General features: G+C 38.3%; 14 protein-coding genes and 1 pseudogene. 9 read left to right on the forward strand and 6 right to left on the reverse strand.

The annotated features are described in order from the left end of the window. Positions 1–2: 2 nt before the first annotated feature. From tagH to tssB, 6 genes are all read right to left on the reverse strand, one after another. Positions 3–1,241: a type VI secretion system-associated FHA domain protein TagH gene (gene tagH, locus E4T92_RS06250; RefSeq protein WP_135093874.1), complete on the reverse strand. Its 1,239-nt coding sequence runs from the start codon at positions 1,239–1,241 to the stop codon at positions 3–5. A gap of 159 nt (positions 1,242–1,400) precedes the next feature. Continuing rightward, complete coding sequence (tssG, locus tag E4T92_RS06255; protein WP_135093875.1) at positions 1,401–2,444, reverse strand: type VI secretion system baseplate subunit TssG; 1,044 nt, start codon at positions 2,442–2,444, stop codon at positions 1,401–1,403. Next, positions 2,408–4,201, reverse strand: a complete 1,794-nt coding sequence (gene tssF, locus E4T92_RS06260) for a type VI secretion system baseplate subunit TssF (protein WP_135093876.1) — start codon at positions 4,199–4,201, stop codon at positions 2,408–2,410. The genes tssG and tssF overlap by 37 nt, the downstream gene beginning before the upstream one ends. A 12-nt stretch (positions 4,202–4,213) precedes the next feature. After that, positions 4,214–4,660 (reverse strand): type VI secretion system baseplate subunit TssE, encoded by a 447-nt coding sequence (gene tssE, locus E4T92_RS06265; protein ID WP_135093877.1) that lies wholly within the window; start codon positions 4,658–4,660, stop codon positions 4,214–4,216. A gap of 4 nt (positions 4,661–4,664) precedes the next feature. Next, positions 4,665–6,149: a type VI secretion system contractile sheath large subunit gene (gene tssC, locus E4T92_RS06270; protein WP_135093878.1), complete on the reverse strand. Its 1,485-nt coding sequence runs from the start codon at positions 6,147–6,149 to the stop codon at positions 4,665–4,667. Between the two features lie 21 nt (positions 6,150–6,170). Further along, the gene (gene tssB / locus E4T92_RS06275; RefSeq protein WP_135093879.1) at positions 6,171–6,671 is read right to left on the reverse strand and encodes a type VI secretion system contractile sheath small subunit; all 501 of its coding nucleotides are present in this window, start codon (positions 6,669–6,671) and stop codon (positions 6,171–6,173) included. 233 nt (positions 6,672–6,904) lie between these two features. On the opposite strand from tssB, the gene E4T92_RS06280 reads away from it, so the two are divergent. From E4T92_RS06280 to E4T92_RS06315, 9 genes and pseudogenes are all read left to right on the forward strand, one after another. After that, positions 6,905–7,423 (forward strand): Hcp family type VI secretion system effector, encoded by a 519-nt coding sequence (locus E4T92_RS06280; RefSeq protein WP_039087434.1) that lies wholly within the window; start codon positions 6,905–6,907, stop codon positions 7,421–7,423. A gap of 81 nt (positions 7,424–7,504) precedes the next feature. Continuing rightward, entirely contained in the window at positions 7,505–7,924 is a 420-nt protein-coding gene (locus tag E4T92_RS06285) for a DUF1795 domain-containing protein (protein WP_135093880.1), read from the forward strand. Positions 7,925–7,932: 8 nt separating this feature from the next. After that, positions 7,933–12,498, forward strand: coding sequence for an RHS repeat-associated core domain-containing protein (locus E4T92_RS06290; protein ID WP_135093881.1), 4,566 nt, complete (start codon positions 7,933–7,935; stop codon positions 12,496–12,498). A gap of 14 nt (positions 12,499–12,512) precedes the next feature. Next, positions 12,513–12,851, forward strand: a complete 339-nt coding sequence (locus tag E4T92_RS06295) for a hypothetical protein (RefSeq protein WP_135093882.1) — start codon at positions 12,513–12,515, stop codon at positions 12,849–12,851. 185 nt (positions 12,852–13,036) lie between these two features. Next, positions 13,037–13,369, forward strand: coding sequence for a hypothetical protein (locus tag E4T92_RS06300; protein ID WP_135093883.1), 333 nt, complete (start codon positions 13,037–13,039; stop codon positions 13,367–13,369). Positions 13,370–13,471: 102 nt separating this feature from the next. Next, positions 13,472–13,642: pseudogene (locus E4T92_RS11360) on the forward strand (RHS repeat-associated core domain-containing protein); the annotation flags it as partial. After that, positions 13,643–14,029 (forward strand): hypothetical protein, encoded by a 387-nt coding sequence (locus E4T92_RS06305; protein ID WP_245232435.1) that lies wholly within the window; start codon positions 13,643–13,645, stop codon positions 14,027–14,029. Continuing rightward, a complete protein-coding gene (locus E4T92_RS06310; protein WP_135093884.1) occupies positions 14,030–14,359 on the forward strand; it encodes a DNA polymerase III in 330 nt (109 codons plus the stop codon). It abuts the gene before it with no gap. A 349-nt stretch (positions 14,360–14,708) separates the two neighbouring features. Next, the gene (locus tag E4T92_RS06315; protein WP_135093885.1) at positions 14,709–16,412 is read left to right on the forward strand and encodes an RHS repeat protein; all 1,704 of its coding nucleotides are present in this window, start codon (positions 14,709–14,711) and stop codon (positions 16,410–16,412) included. Positions 16,413–16,459: the final 47 nt, after the last annotated feature.

Genomic DNA, 16,459 nt, shown 5'->3' on the forward strand with positions numbered 1-16,459 from the left:
TCCTATTTGTTATGATGATCCCTGAGCGATTTATCATAAGCCTGGGCATATACTTCCCAAAATAGCTTTTCAAAGCCCTTCTGCCTTGTAGATGTTAGCTCTTGATAATAATTTTCATACATTTCCCATGCCCACGCAGCATTTTTTTCTTTCGTGTCATTACTACGACGATAATTTTTGAAACGAGAAAGTAATACTACAGGTGAGAATGCTTGCAAAATAGCCGTTAATGCACTCAGTATTGCCACTTTATTCGCTTCATTATGGATCAATAAATTATTTAAACTTTCAGACACAGCAGCCGGTGCGGATAAATGCACAGGGCTCTTTTGGTTACCAAATAAAATATCCATCGTTGCACTATAATCCAAATTTAATCGAAGTGGATTATCTTCAATAGGGCGTAAATGCTTGTCAGATAAACTGTTTTGTTCTTGTTGTAATGCTAACAATCCATCAATAGCGACTTTGAGTGTTTTTCCAACTTCGCCTAAAATATCATTAATATCTTGGCTATTCTGCAATGGAATTTGTACGTTCATTTCCCGCAATAAAGGGGAAATAGTCACATAGGCATTCTCAACATATTCTGATGTTTCCGAATGTTTTTTTGTGGATGGAAGATCCATAAAATGTGTGTTTGTTAACATATCTGAACCTATTTTTCTTGGTGAAGAGAGAGAGGCTAAAGGATCTAGAGATTTATTGTGATTTTCGTTAATTAAATTGTTCTGAGCTGATAATGCAACTAATGGATCTACAGATATGCTATCATCTATCGTGTTATGTTCTATTTTATACTGAGCTTTATAGCGTTGTTGATCCCCAATCAATTCTTTTAAGTGATCTTGTTTGTTACCGATAATTTCTTCCGGTCTGAGAGAAAGTGCAGCTAAATCAATTTGGCTTTCATCTTCAATATACACTCGAAGATTAATTTCACCAAATGCAAGCACATCACCTTTAGCCAAACGAGTAAATCCCGAGCGAGAAGTAACTTCTGCGTTATTAATAAAAATAGTCCCCTTCCCTAATACTAATAAGCAATAATAATTGTCTCTCCATTCAACCCTTGCCAAATCTATCGGTAAGTGTTTTTTACGATCTTGGATAACCCAGTGGTTATTATCACCACTCCCGATTGTTCCCCCATTTTTATCAAAAATAAAGTAAGCTGCACACCCGCTTTCAATACTTTCCGTATTAGTAACCTGAAAAATAAGAATATCTGTTTTTTCCATCTTATCGTCCTTATTCTCTCTTTGTAATTAACCCTTATCTCAGATTTTCCTTTATTTAGAAATCAATAGCAAACGGAATTTTTATCACCTTAGATAATCTTTTTTTGTTAAAGTTATCCCTGCTGATAAGAAAAAAATAAATAGATAATGCTTTAGAGTCTATTCACGAATAGTCAATAGCACATTCGGCTCTTTCTCTACTTTTCCTGTAAATGTTGTCCATCCCAGCAAGCTATCTTGCTGAGTACCTAATACCATACCAGAAACTTGTTTTTCCGATAGCCCCAAATATAAATCCCACGCAAATTGATCTTTTAGGATAAAGGACATAAAGGTAACTAGAGGTAAATAATTTTCTCCATTGGGCAGAAAAGATAAAAATTCACGTCGAGACAATTGTGTAATACGTAACTCAAATTTACTCCCCCTATCCGGTTTTTTTGAGCCTAATGTGAAATTTACCCCTAGGCAAGAACGTCCTTTGGCTGGTCTCCCGGCTTCTTTTCTCATAACACCTAAACGATTCTGTTCTTCTTCGTCAATATGCACATAGCGAAATTGCCAATCTCTTAAACTAACATGGTTAAGATCAAAACAATGAGCAACTAGGCTACAAATCACTTCTGGAGAACGAGCAGGGCTAGACAAAATTCCGGCATATGCAAGCATTTTAGAATGATTAACTGAAAGTTTGTTACGTGTGCTTTTATATCCAAGCCCAACTAAAGAAAACATTCGCTCTGAAAAGTGATCTTGTCCTCCATTACGATAGTTAATGTAATAACGATATTTTCTCCAAATCTGATGTGCTAACAAGGCAAAACGATGATTGAATAGATCCATAAAATCAACCAATCGGTTTTCTTTATGTAGATACTCTTTGGCGAGATCTTCAAGGTAATAGCCTGGTAAAGGTGATTGACTTCCATGTAAACCTAAAAAGGACAATTCAAGCAGATATTTGCCATTATTCTTTTGGGAAAGTGAAACTAAATCACGAATAGGATATTCTAATCCTGCACTTGAAATTAAACGGATTGGTTCATTTTTTGCGGATAATGATAGTATTTGTGCCGCTTCAACCTGATTGAATCGGCATAATAATTCCATCAATTGGTAGAAGTTATATCGGCTAATATCAATCTTTTCACCAAAATTTTTTTCTGTTACATCAATTTGTGCTGTCCAATTTGAATAGGCCATTCATAACTCTCTTGATTATCAATATTAATGACTTTTAATTTGTGAAAAGAATTAACACTTGCATAAAGTGAGAAGAATCGGGACAAAACAGTACAAAATAGAAACATCTCACCTTCTCCATTAAATTCACTTTGTTTAATATAAAGGGTTGATTGTAGCCCCCTAACAGAGATCCCTTTAAATAGACGATCAACCGGCTTAGTTTCGATAGATTGAATCGCATCTAATTTCTTTTGAGAAATACGAGCATTACGCCGACTATGCCAACTCGGTAAATCATAGGTTTTTATAATTTCTTTCAGCGCATCAATCTCTAATAGAGATAGATAATTCAATGAGGAATTGGAGATTAATTTCCACGCTAATGTACCATCCAATATAGGATGAAGGGGCATAGAAGGACGGGTAATATTACTGAAATTTGCTACAGCGGGATTCTGCTCGGTTTTGATACAAATATCGCCTATTTTTAAATAGGATGGAATATCTCGATTTGTACAAGTTAAATCGACTGAAATAGACTCTTCCATATTTAATAAAACGGTTTCATCTCCTCTGACAAAAGAAAGATAATGATCAAAACCACGATGAAATAACGCTTCTTTTGACCGCACTTTATAATATAAAACCGTCCTATCTTTTACATATTCAATTTGATGTTCAAAACTCTCAAAAGCAGGATAAATACGGCGACCTCCCCGTATTTGTCCTTGTTTTGACTTTTTGTTTTCTAAGTAGCTTGACACTTTATCAATAGAAAATATTTCATACCATTGGGGATGACTATGACTACCTTTTAAGCTATATTCTGTCTTCTCTCCATTCAATACTATAGGTTCACTACTATGCTCAAATAAATTAACAGCGGGTGTACAGTGCAATTTAAATGTATCACTTTTTATTTGTACGTCAGACGACAGAGGTTGAGAAAAACTTAAATGTAGGCTAAAGGTTCGTGCTGAAACCTGAGTTGGAAGTCGATCTACACCTGTCACATCAAAAAATAAGAACCCTTCAGGAAAACAAAAATATTCCTGCAAAATACGATAACCACTATAGGTATTTTGGGGATAAGGCAACAGTGCTTCATCTTTCTCAAATCCAACGGGAGCAAAATTAAAAGATGGCAATGAATATTTTTTACCGTTTATTTCTAATTCCGCCCCTTCTAAATAATAACTGAACCAAAGATATAACTGCTGATTAGTATAATCGTCTGCGGCTAAATAAAAACGCAACTTGTTAAGATCTAGTTCTTCAAAGCGTAAATCAGTTTCTGCAAAAAATTCAATAGAAATAACCGCTCTTTCATTACTATTTAATACACTCGCATCATGAATTTTAAATGGGTTAAGCCACACGTCTCGACAGGTTTTAAATTGGCATTGTAAGGCATTTTCTCTAGTATCGACTGAAATAGGATGACTAAGCAACATCGTTCCTTTTTCTACATTATCCGTAGATTGGGTAACTTTTGTATCGGGATAGAACTCAACGATTGTCATACTTGGAGTAGGTCGAAGATAATTCGGCCATAGCATATTAATCAAGCTATGGGTAAACTCAGGAAATTGATCTTCAATTTTAGCCCGCAAACTCCCCGATAGGAATGCAAAGCCTTCTAATAAGCGTTCGACATCAGGATCCGCACTTTTTTCTGAGAGAAAATTAGCCAGATGTGGTTTTTCTATCGCAATTTCACGTCCTAATTCACGAAGATAATCTAATTCTTGTCTAAAATATTGCTCTAAAGACATTCCATTATTTCCTTAAATGACATTGTTCATATCTAAATAATAGCGGTGATCATTATCTAAATGTAAATTAAATGAAATTAAACGTTGATGTTCCTGAAATGAAACGATCGCTTCAACATAAAAAAATAGTGTTAAGGGCTGATCTTCATTTGGTAAAGGACGAACCTTCACGTCAACAATACGGGGCTCAAAGTTCAATATGCACTCTTGAATAATCTTCGCAATATTTTGATAAATATCAATTGCACTACCTGTAGCATCATTTAAATCCATAATGCCGAGTGTCACCGCACTCTGTGATGTGCCTGGGTGAGTATTTAAAATATGGTTCAAATTATTTTTAATGGAATAAATAAATCCCTTTAATCCAATAGAAGAAGAAGGACTTTCGTCCTTCTTTTGTATTCTTTCAAATAAACTAACCGAACTATCGCGCGACCAGTTTAATAACGCAGCCATTAAATTATTCCTTATCTAAGCGTCCAACTAATGAAAGCTCAAAGTTTGATCCCATGTATTTAAAATGCGGTCTTAATTTAATAGATGATAAGAACCAACCCGGATCGCCTTCTACATCCGATACTGTGATAGATGCAGCTCTGAATGGTCGACGGCTACGCACATCTGCAGGCGGATTTTCTTGATCCGCGACATATTGTTTCAACCATTTATTTAATTCTGTTTGGAGATCCGTTGCTTCTTTCCAGCTACCGATTTGCTCACGTTGTAATACTTTTAAGAAATGGGCAACACGCGTAATCATAAATGTATAAGGCAACTGTGTTCCTAATTTATAATTCGTTTCAGCAATTTTACCTTCTTTTGTATTGGAAAATACTTTTGGTTTTTGCACAGAATTTGCGGAGAAGAATGCGGCATTATCACTACCTTTACGCATTGTTAATGCGATAAATCCTTCTTCAGCCAACTCAAATTCCCGGCGATCAGTAATTAAAATCTCTGTTGGAATTTTTGGCTGAATTTGTCCCATTGCTTCATAAATATGTACAGGTAAATCATAGACTGCCCCGCCACTTTGTGGTCCAATAATATTGGCACACCAACGGTATTTTGCAAAACTATCGGTTAGACAAGATGCCAATAAAAATGCACTGTTTCCCCATAAATAATGTTCGTGATCCTTACTAACATCTTCTTCATAAGCAAAAGTTTTAACTGGATTATCCGACATAGAGTAAGGCAAACGGGTTAGGAAACGCGTTGCTGTTAAGCCTAAACTGCGCGAATCTTCTGATTCTCTTAACGAGCGCCATTTGGCATACATTGGACCTTCAAAGACCGATTTAAGATCTTTTATAGCTGGAAGTTCCGTGTAACTTGAAATACCAAAGAAAGAAGGCGCAACAGATGAAATAAACGGTGCATGTGCCATTGCCCCCACTGCACTCACATACTGTAGTAACTTCATATCAGGCGCTTTTGGTGTAAATTCATAGTTACCAATAACAGCGCCAATAGGCTCACCACCAAATTGTCCATAACCTGAAGAATAAACATGTTTATAAAAACCAGATTGCACAATTTCGGGGGCAAATTCGAAATCATCCAATAATTCTTCTTTAGTTGCGTGAATAATATTAATTATAATATTTTCTCTAAAATCTGTTTTATCCACCAATAATTTTAATGAACGCCAAGATGACTCTAAATTACGAAATTCCGTATGATGCAAAATTTCATCAACTTGTGCACTTAACTTCTTGTCAATTTCATTAATCATCTTATCAATCAATAGCTTATTAACCGGTTCTTCTTTAGAACCGGTCTCCAAAATATTACTGATAAATGCTGCAACACCTTGTTTAGCTACATCATATCCTTCGCTATCCTCTGCAAGGCGAGTTTGAGCCATAATTTCATCAAGCAAGGAAATACCTTGAGTCTTGGTTTCAACTTGTTCTATGCTTTGTTGATTATTTTCAGCCATAACACAATCCTTATTTACTTACTATTTTTGATCAATGATATTTAATTCTGCTAACAACTGAGCACGAGATTCTTCATCTCCCAATAGCTCGGCAATTCTTGTACGAAAAGCCGGCACATTACCTAAAGGACCTTTTACTGCAGTTAATGCTTCACGCAACTCTAATAATTTACGTAACTCGGGGACAGCCTTAACAATATTATCCGGAGAAAAGTCTTGTAAAGATTTAATGTCAAGCTGAACATTAATTTCATCATCTGGACCAGCACTTTCATCCAATCTATTTGGCACGTTAATATTTAAACCGATTTCCATCTCTTCCATAACAGAAGAAAAATTATTTTTATCAATCGATACCATTGAACGCTCTTCAATAGAAGTATCTTCAGTTTTTCCTTTCATATCACCAACAACCAAAAGGTTTAACGGTAACTCAACTTCAGCAGCTTCCCCGCCTGTTGCAGGAACATATTTAATATTGATTCGTTCTTTAGGTGCAACGGAACCTTCTTTTTTGCTCATAGCATTGTCCTTCTGTATGTGTATTAATATTAAAGAAAGGGAACGGCTTAAAATTAAAAATTGCTGTTCGGTGATTTTAGTATAACAAAATTTTATTATTTAAATAGAGTATTTCTTATGCTTTTTATTGTTTTTTTAGATAAAAAACGACATACTAAGGACTGGAAAATCCTCGTAGTTTTCCAATTTGATAAGTCATTCTTTATTATTTTATACATCAAGTGAGGACTGTTATGCCTACTCCATGTTATGTTTCTATTACAGGTAAAACCCAGGGTAATATTACTGCCGGGGCTTTCACAGCAGATTCTGTCGGTAATATCTTTGTTGAAGGACACGAAGATCAAATGTTGGTTCAACAGGTTAAACATCAAGTGCTTGTACCAACCGATCCACAATCAGGCCAACCATCTGGTCAACGTGCACATAAGCCGCTCATTTTAACCGTCGCTTTAAATAAAGCTGTACCATTACTTTACAATGCTCTCGCTTCCGGTGAAATGTTGCCAAAAGTGGAACTAAAATGGTATCGCACATCTGTTGAAGGCAAACAAGAGCATTATTTCACAACTACGTTGGAAGATGCCACTATCGTTAATATGGATCTCTTAATGCCACACGCCCAAGACCCAAGCCAAAAAGAGTTTACTCAATTGTTAGACATTTACTTGGCTTATCGTAAAATCACTTGGGAACACACGGTCGCTGGCACATCTGGTTCTGATGACTGGCGTACGCCAATCGAAGCCTAATAGAGGCAAAATAGAAGTATGGCATGTGAGAAATTACAACCATACTTTTATTTTTTAATCATTCTAATTACAAGGATAATAATGAACTCCAATACTTACAGATTAAATGAAGGTTTAATCAATATCCCGGTCAATTGGCAAGACCAATCAATGAATGTGTTTACCTTGCCTGATGATAGCGGTATTAACCTTGTTATTAACCGAGCAACCATTCCAATCGGAATGACTGAAGAAGAATACCTCGCTCAAGTTATCTCTCAGTTCAGAACCACATTAAAAGCGTATCGGGAATTAGCCATTGAAGACATCAGGCTGTCAGAACACCCCGCTAAATTACTTGAATATCAGTGGGACACACCTGAAGGGCAGATGTATCAACTCACGGTATTACAGGTTTATCAACAGCGTTTAATGACGTTTACCTATACTTCAACAACCGTCTTTACACCTTCTCAACGGCAAGCTTTGCTTGAAATTATTTATAGTTTTTCTTTAACCTAATTTAGCCTATGACCCAACAATCTGCACCCGATATCGTTCAACGTGTTACACAGCGTATCGCCCGCTTTCAACGCTCTCAAGTTGCATTGTTGGGCGATGCTGACTTTGTTGAACCGGCTGCACGACAAACCGATGTCATCAAGCATCGGAGTTTTTGGGCAGCCCTTGCCGGAGCGGCTGTTGGGGCGGCGATAACCGCAGGAATTTTTGGAGTTGCCACCTTTCTCACAGGCGGTATTGGCGGACTTGTACTTGGTAGCCTCCTGACTTATGCGGCATCAGAAGTGATTGAAAATGTTGCAGGTCACGTTGAACAATGGCTAACGCCCGCCTCACCCAGTGGCACAATTACCCGCGGCTCCTCCAGCGTTCTTGTCAACAATTTGTCGCTTGCCTTTGCGGCATTAAAAGATGTCGCCCCGACAATTGGTTGTAATGACCACGGTCCACAAGAAAAAATTGCTCTAGGTAGTGAAACTGTTTTTGTTGAAGGCAACCCTGTCGCCCGTAAAGGGGACAGAACGACTTGCGATGGCTTAATTGATTCCGGCTCCCCTAATGTATTTTTCGGTTCAGGGCAAGCACGCTATGCCCCGATTAAGCCTGAATTTAATGCTGTACAAAAAGCCTTATTAGTCGCTGTGGAATTTGTGATTCCGCCGACCGCACTTTTTAGTAAAGGATTATTTAAAGCATTTACCCGCATAGGAAAAGTGGTTGCAACGAAAGGACCAAAAGTGGGGGCGATATTAGCTGGACGTCAAGCTTTACGTTCACTAAAAAATCCCCCGGTCATCCGTAACTTTGGCTGTGCTAAAGCCGCTTTTAAAAATAATACAGGCATAAAACGATATACAGAAAGTGCCAAAAAATGGATAAAAGCTGACCCTATTGATGTTCTTTCCGGCCAAGTCGTTGAACAGCGAACGGATTTCACCCTCGGTCAAACTATTCCACTTTCTTTCACCCGAACTTGGGCGAGAAGTAAAGAAACCGACTTTGCCGATGGGCTTTGTGGGCGATATTGGGCGGATAATTTTTCTGAATATGTCAAGGTGTCTGCCAATGGGCAACATATTCAAATTGCGACTGTTGAAGGCACGTATTTACGCTTTGCCTTGCCTTTAGGCTATGTGCAGTCTTTCAACCCAGACCACCCGCAATTTACTCTCAATCGTCATCGGGATTATTTAGAACTTTACGACCGGGATAATCGTTTTGCCAAATATTTTAAGATTGCAACTGAGCGTTTTGCCGACAATCAGGACGAACTCGGTTTTCCTCTCCTTGAAGACGGTATTTTTCCAATAAGCCATTGGCAGGATGACTTTGCCAACCGAGTAGATTTTATCTATCAAGATAACCGACTGACTCAAATCAAACATTCTGATGGGATTGAGTTGGCTTTAGCCTATCAAGGGCAATGGCTCCATCAAATTATCCGCACTGATACGGCGCAGTCTGAAGTACTGACGACCTATCGCCAAGATGAACAAGGGGCATTAATTGAAAGCAATGCCCTGCTTGATTTCCATCTGTTCTACGACTATGACGATGCCTTTAACCTTATCCGTTGGTCGGATAGGGATAAAACCTGGGTGAATTATCATTATGACGAAAAAGGGCGGGTGATTCACAGTATTGGTGCGGATGGCTTTTATCCGGTATGGTTTCAGTATGAAGACAATCGCACCACGGTTTTAGACAGTCAAAAAAATGCCACCCTGTATGACTACGATAGTCATATTATGAAACCACTGACTATCACCTCACCAAGCGGTGCCAAAACGCATTTTGACTACGACCGATACGGCAATTTACTGACCCAAACCCTGCCTGATGGCAATCAAATCACCTTTGATTATCTTGAACAAACCGGTTTAGTTCGTTGTTTTACCGACACATTAGGCAATCAGTGGCACTATGAATATGATGACCGGGAAGCACTTATTAAGCTCACCGACCCACTGAACCGCACCTGGACAAGGCAAATCCAGTTGGCAGAAAATGGCGAAAAACAGACCGCACTTTTCACTGCTCCAGATGGTAAGACGACAGAGTTTGTACGCAATCCATTTGGATTACTGACCGAAGTGAAATCCACGGTCGGGCAACGTCAACAGCTTGAACGGTTTCACTACGGCCCACGTCATCGTTTAATTGAAGCACAAGATGCGGAGCAACGCCGTATTCAGCTCAGTTATGATGATAAAGACCGCTTAAGCCGATTTACCAATGGCAAAGGCTATCAATGGCAGTACGGCTATAATGCTCAGCATAAATTGAGCCGTATTCACCGCCCAAACCAAAGTTTTGAACAGCAAGACTACGACCGACACGGTAATCTTATTCGCTACACCGATGCCAACGGGATAGATTGGCAGTTGAAATACGGGGCGTTTGACCTACTCATTGAAAAAATTGATGGAGAGGGCAACCGTTGGCAATATGACTACGACAAAGATAGTCTCAAACTTCGCCAAGTGACCAACCCGAAAGGCGAAACCTATACTTACACCTTTAATGAAAATGGGCAAATTGCCACCGAAACCGACTTTGCCGATAACCGTTGGCGTTATACCTACAACGACAACGGCACACTGAAAAGCCTGACCGATGGCGAGGGGAACGTTACCCATTATGACTATGACGCAGGTTATCGCCTCATTCGCCTTATCACTGCCGATGACAGTTATTTTTACCAATACGACAAGCTCGGCAGAATTACCGCCATTCAAAGCCTGTATAGCCGACAAACCTTTGAATACGACCTCAACGACTGCATCATCAACGAAACCCAAAACGGCAATAAAATTAACCGCACTTATGATGATGAACATCAAACCCTTACCAGAACGCTGTATATTGCAGGCAAAGATGAGCCTATCATTACCCAATTTAACTACAACAACCTCGGTGAACTGACAGAATTAACCCTGCCAAATAACGATAAAATCAACACGAACACAAATATAGACACAAAGTGCGGTCAAAAATATCAACTGTTTTTCCAATACGACCAAAACGGCAATGAAATTAACCGCACTTCCCCACAAGGGTTTATCCTCAAACAACGCTATGATGCGATGGATTGCCTCATTCAACAGCGGGCTGGTTGGGAACCCTCACAGTTTTTTGACAAAGACGAACTGCGCGCCACCGGCATTGATGCCCCAAGTTTTGCTGAGGTCAATCAACATTACCGCTATGACAAGGCACTCAACACCCTTGAAAGCAAAGACAAGGGCGAACACCACTTTTTCACCCTCAACCGCAACAACCAAATTACCCAAGTTCACAACCAAAACCGTGAACAAGAACGCTATGCCTATGATGAATGTGGCTACCTGACCCAACGTTATGTGGGCAGTGAAACTTACGGCTTAATTCAAAATCCACACCACCCAGAATATCAGGCACAGCGACAAATTGTCCCGCATCAGGATATTTACCAAAAAGGGCATCAACTCCACCGCTTAAACGAAAACTACTACGAATATGACAAGGCGGGGCGGTTGGTCACTAAAGTTGAAAAACGGGACGGCTTTAGAAAACAAGAAACCCACTACCGCTGGAACGGCAAAAACGAACTGGTCGGACTTACCACGCCAAAAGGGGACGTATGGCATTATAAATACGATGCTTTAGGCAGACGGATTTCAAAAGAATGTCCGCAACAATATCTACGCATTGAATACCTGTGGGACGGCGACCAAATCGCTTTCACTCGAACTTTCAAAAACGATGAAATTGTTAGCGAACGCCACTCCGTATTTAATGGCTTTGAACTGATTGCTCAACAAGACCACTATCAGCAACTTAAACAGACGATTGACGGTAACTTCATCGAATGGAAACAGGAAACCGGCTACGCCATTTGCCAACCCAATGGACAAGTGCTTGCTCTTCTTAATCCGCAAGGTAAAACCCTATGGCGTAAAGAAAAGAATAGCTTATGGGGACTGCTCTTCTCCAATGAATATAGACAGTCAAATCCACTCAATCCACAAATGTTATTCGCCGGGCAATATTACGATGAAGAAAGTGGGTTAGCGTATAACCGTTTTCGATATTATGCCCCTAATACGGCGTGCTATCTAAACTCTGATCCAATTGGATTGGAGGGAGGTAGCACACCGTATTTTTATGTCCAAAATCCAGTGGATTGGGTAGATTTGTTTGGGTTATCTGGGTGTGTAGGAAAAAAATGGGATGTTGGTTCTTATGATGATCTCATTAAATCTGTAAAAGGTAAAAATTTAGAATTGGATGCTCATCATGTTGGTCAAAAAGCTATTATGAAAAATTTGGTTAAGAATTACGATCTAGGTACTGCTCCATCTATTTTAGTTCCTAAAGTTGGGCATACTATCTCTAAAGACAAAGTTGGTATCATTTCTAGGAGTTTAAAAAATCCTAGAACAGGTAGAGAGTTTTCCTCTGCTAGAGAACTTTTAGCAAGAGATATTAAAGAATTGCGAAGAGTTTATCCTGAAATACCAAATTCAGCACTTAAAAAACTAATTAATTTAAATAAATCTATGTATCCAGAAATGACCAAACCGATCAAATAAATGGGGATAAAATTATGCAAGATAAAATCATTAGTGAAGCTATTTATGATGATTTGATGAGTTCTGTTTTACAGTATTATATTGATACATTAGATAAAAAATCAGAAAAATCATCTGATTTATATGGAAAAATGAGAGAGATTATGAGCAACTTAAATAATGAGCAAAAAAACATTATATTCAAGTTTATTCGTAATACAATTATTGATACAGCATCAACTATTTTAGGAACTATTGATGGTACTACATTTCCTAAAAATGCTGATGGAATATATATTTTAAAATATGAAAATCAAGAAATACAAGGTTGTTTACAAGATTACTTTCTCGCAAAAGCCGAGGATGAAAAGTAAATAGCAAGCATAGTGTATGGAACAGAAAACAAACTCTTTCTACTTTAGTTTTTTTCAAAGTTAATTCATATGGATTTTCCATAAAGATAAATATGAAATTGAGGTTTATAATTCACAGAAACAGCATAAGGTGTATATGACCTTCACGGCAAAAAAAATTTCTGGTACAGTAAAAGGAAGGAAATGTGGATAATCAAAGATTAATAGATATAGTATCAGCATCATCAAAAAAATCTTTTATTTATCATTTACATTATAGAAATAAATTTAGCAAGCAAAAATTTAACACCATTAAAAAAGCCTATAAATTTTATATTAAAAACCAATCAAAAATAGATAAAAACATGCAACTACGTAAAGATTTCATTAATACTTTTGAACATACTTTATTTTTATTTATTTGTGATAGTGACAAGAATGATTTTTTTGAAATAAAACCATATCTTTCTATTGAAGAAAAGACCAATATCTACTTTGATATTAGAGAAATGACTGATACCTTGTTAAGTCTTTCTTAAAAACAAGTAAATCCGCAAGGTAAAACGCTATGGCGTAAAGAAAAGCATAGCTTATGGGGTTTAGTCTTCCCAAATGATTACCGTAAAACAACCCCACTTGACCCACAACTTTTATTTGCTGGGCAATATTACGATGAAGAATCAGGGCTAGCTTATAACCGATTCCGATATTACGATCCTGAAACGGCGTGTTACCTAAATTCCGATCCGATTGGGTTAGAAGGAGGTAGTACGCCGTATTTTTATGTCCAAAATCCGTTGGATTGGGTGGATGTGTTTGGGTTGGCAGGGTGCATAAAAAATAAGCTTAATGGTCTTGCCAGAGAAAAACGAGCCAAAGATATTCTAGAACGTCGATATGGCAAAGAAAATATTCTTAATGAGAGAACACTAAGAGGAGCTGATGGTAAAAAAGCAATAGATCCATTAACACAAGAAGGAAGGCGCGTAGATTTTGTTGTTAAAGGGAAAGATGGTGTATGGAGACCTATTGAAATAACTAGTATGACAAACAAAGGTAACAAAGCAAATCAAATTGCTAAAGAGGTAGGTATTCAAGCCGAGTTAGCAAAAAAAGGTTCCGATGTATTTGTTAGACATCCAAAAACTAGAGAACTAATTCCAATTCAAGGTACATCTAAAGTAATAGGAGTTCGCTAAATGAGTAATTTTATCTTATATGATTATGCTGCTTTATTATCAGCTAACCCTAATAAGTGGTGGCAAGATTATATTATCAATTCAACAAATATTTTGTTTAAATTTTTATATAAGGAAAATTTAATATCCGTATTTCCTTTTGATGAAAGTGGAAATGTTATAGAAAATTTTATATTAAATAGTTGTGATGTTGATAGTGCATGTATTGAGTTATTTCGAAAAAGTGTCCCTAATTGGAGAAAGGCTCACGATCGTGGAACACCTATTGAAAAGATCACTATTTTAGAAAAAGGGCTAGCCAAAATTAGAAATGCTAGCAGTTTAAAGTAATAACATCTTAATGGTAGCCAAATTGGCTAATACAATCAGTGTATATCTGTAGGAATTTCAGTAGAAGTGATTTAGATTTTGGAAGTGGTAAAGCAAAGTCACCAATTATAATCATTGGTACTAATACAGCAAAAATTTTAAATAAAGCAAAGAAAGAATATAAATTTAGAGGATTAGAAATATTACTTATCGAGAATTAAAATAATAAGCAAGTATAAAGTTAGGTTAAAAACTCAATGAAATCCAGAATATTTTAGAAATATCAAGGTTTTAATCCTACCTGCTCACTAATGTTTTCAAAACGCTTTTTTGTTCTTTAAAAACCTACATATATGACGATAACAGTCATTTGTTGAAACCGTTGACTATCACCTCACCAAGCGGTGCCAAAACGCATTTTGACTACGACCGCTACGGCAATTTGCTTACCCAAACTCTACCCGATGGCAATCAAATCCGCTTTGATTATCTTGAACAAACTGGTTTAGTGCATTGTTTTACCGACACAATCGGGCATCAATGGCTCTATGAGTATGATGAGCGGGAACAGCTGGTTAAACTTACCGACCCACTCAACCGCACCTGGACAAGGCAAATCCAGTTGGCAGAAAATGGCGAAAAACAGACCGCACTTTTCACGGCGCCTGATGGCACAACCACTGAGTTTGTACGCAATCCATTCGGTTTACTAACCGAAGTAAAATCCACGGTCGGCAAACATCAACAGCGTGAACAGTTCCACTACGACCCACGTCATCGTTTAATTGAAACCCAAGATAGCGAGCAACGCCGAATTCAGCTTGGTTATGACGATAAAGACCGACTAAGCCGATTCACCAATGGCAAAGGCTATCAATGGCAGTATGGCTATAATGCACAGCATAAATTGAGCCACATTAATCGCCCGAACCAAAGTCTTGAACAGCAAGACTACGACCGACACGGTAATCTTATTCGCTACACCGATGCCAACGGGATAGATTGGCAGTTGAAATACGGGGCGTTTGACCTACTCATTGAAAAAATTGATGGAGAGGGCAACCGTTGGCAATATGACTACGACAAAGATAGTCTCAAACTTCGCCAAGTGACCAACCCGAAAGGCGAAACCTATACTTACACCTTTAATGAAAATGGGCAAATTGCCACCGAAACCGACTTTGCCGATAACCGTTGGCGTTATACCTACAACGAAAACGGCACATTGAAAAGCCTAACCGATGGCGAAGGAAACGTTACCCATTACGACTATGACGCTGGTTATCGCTTAATTCGCCTTATCACAAATGACGACAGCTATTTTTACGAATACGATAAACTCGGCAGAGTGACCGCTATTCAAAGCCTGTATAGCCGACAAACCTTTGACTACGACCTTAATGACCGACTCATCAAAGAAACCCAAAACGGCAATAAAATTAACCGCACTTATGATGATGAACATCAAACCTTTACCAGAACGCTGTATCTTGAGGGCAAAGATGAGCCTATCATTACCCAATTTAACTACAACAGCCTCGGCGAGTTGATTGAACTCAACTTGCCCGACACAAGCGGTCAAAAACACGCATTATTTTTCCAATACGACCAAAACGGCAATGAAACCGACCGCACTTCCCCACAAGGGTTTATCCTCAACCAACGCTTTGATGAAATGGATTGCCTCATTCAACAGCGGGCGGGTTGGGAGCCGACACAGTTTTTTGACAAAGACGAATTGCGTGCCACCGGGATTGACGCCCCAAGTTTTGCTGAGGTCAATCAACATTATCGCTATGACAAGGCACTGAATACCCTTGAAACCAAGGACAAAGGCGAACAGCACTTTTTCACCCTAAACCGAAATAACCAAATCACCGCTGTTCACAACCAAAACCGTGAACAAGAACGCTATGCCTATGATGAATGTGGCTACCTTACCCAACGCCACGTAGGACATGAAAATTATGGCTTAATTCAAAACCCACACCACCCAGAATTTCACGAACAGCGGCAAATTGTCCAACATCAAGAGATTTACCAAAAAGGGCATAAACTCCACCGCTTAAACTAGCATTACTACGAATACGACAAAGCAGGCAGACTCACCCAAAAAACAGA

This window comes from Pasteurella sp. WM03 (assembly GCF_004570945.1).
GTDB lineage: Bacteria > Pseudomonadota > Gammaproteobacteria > Enterobacterales > Pasteurellaceae > Rodentibacter.

Excerpts from the sequence above, each read along its gene's own strand:
- tagH (WP_135093874.1), bottom strand. The coding sequence starts at position 1,241 with ATGGAAAAAACAGATATTCTTATTTTTCAGGTTACTAATACGGAAAGT.
- tssG (WP_135093875.1), bottom strand. The coding sequence starts at position 2,444 with ATGGCCTATTCAAATTGGACAGCACAAATTGATGTAACAGAAAAAAAT.
- tssF (WP_135093876.1), bottom strand. The coding sequence starts at position 4,201 with ATGTCTTTAGAGCAATATTTTAGACAAGAATTAGATTATCTTCGTGAA.
- tssE (WP_135093877.1), bottom strand. The coding sequence starts at position 4,660 with ATGGCTGCGTTATTAAACTGGTCGCGCGATAGTTCGGTTAGTTTATTT.
- tssC (WP_135093878.1), bottom strand. The coding sequence starts at position 6,149 with ATGGCTGAAAATAATCAACAAAGCATAGAACAAGTTGAAACCAAGACT.
- tssB (WP_135093879.1), bottom strand. The coding sequence starts at position 6,671 with ATGAGCAAAAAAGAAGGTTCCGTTGCACCTAAAGAACGAATCAATATT.
- E4T92_RS06280 (WP_039087434.1), top strand. The coding sequence starts at position 6,905 with ATGCCTACTCCATGTTATGTTTCTATTACAGGTAAAACCCAGGGTAAT.
- E4T92_RS06285 (WP_135093880.1), top strand. The coding sequence starts at position 7,505 with ATGAACTCCAATACTTACAGATTAAATGAAGGTTTAATCAATATCCCG.
- E4T92_RS06290 (WP_135093881.1), top strand. The coding sequence starts at position 7,933 with ATGACCCAACAATCTGCACCCGATATCGTTCAACGTGTTACACAGCGT.
- E4T92_RS06295 (WP_135093882.1), top strand. The coding sequence starts at position 12,513 with ATGCAAGATAAAATCATTAGTGAAGCTATTTATGATGATTTGATGAGT.
- E4T92_RS06310 (WP_135093884.1), top strand. The coding sequence starts at position 14,030 with ATGAGTAATTTTATCTTATATGATTATGCTGCTTTATTATCAGCTAAC.